The 406-nt window shown below is 53.0% G+C and carries 1 protein-coding gene; it reads left to right on the top strand.

The window, feature by feature from the left end:
* Positions 1–63: 63 nt before the first annotated feature.
* The coding region (locus AB4Z50_RS36175) for a hypothetical protein (protein WP_441887334.1) at positions 64–406 on the top strand (343 nt) is incomplete at its 3' end.

Consider the following 406-nt stretch of genomic DNA (forward strand, 5'->3'; position numbering starts at 1 on the left):
GAGGTGAGTGCCCGCCTCCCCGCTTTACCGGCGCCAGAGGTCTTTCACCTACATCCGATCGGTGTGATCGGAAACTTCATCCGGCACCGCCGGATTGACATCGAAAAGTTCGTGGCGCTTTACAAGGAAGCGCATCCGTCTAAATTTGGTTGGTACCCGGAGAAAGGGGCAGCAAAGCAAACGCTTCCCGCGCTATCGCGGACATCGGAAGATAATCTGATGACCCTTATGGGTTGGCTCGACGAACTCTATATATCCAAAGGAAGTACGTTCAACATCCACTATGTGGCGTATATGTTGGCGACGGCCCGGCTCGAGTCATATGAATTCCTAACGGCGACTTTCTTTGGCCCCGTTCGAGAAGAATTATCCTATGACGCAGCCGAGATGAAATATGGATCCGGCC

This window comes from Paenibacillus sp. 2TAB26 (assembly GCF_052115145.1).
In the GTDB taxonomy this organism is placed as follows: domain Bacteria; phylum Bacillota; class Bacilli; order Paenibacillales; family Paenibacillaceae; genus Pristimantibacillus.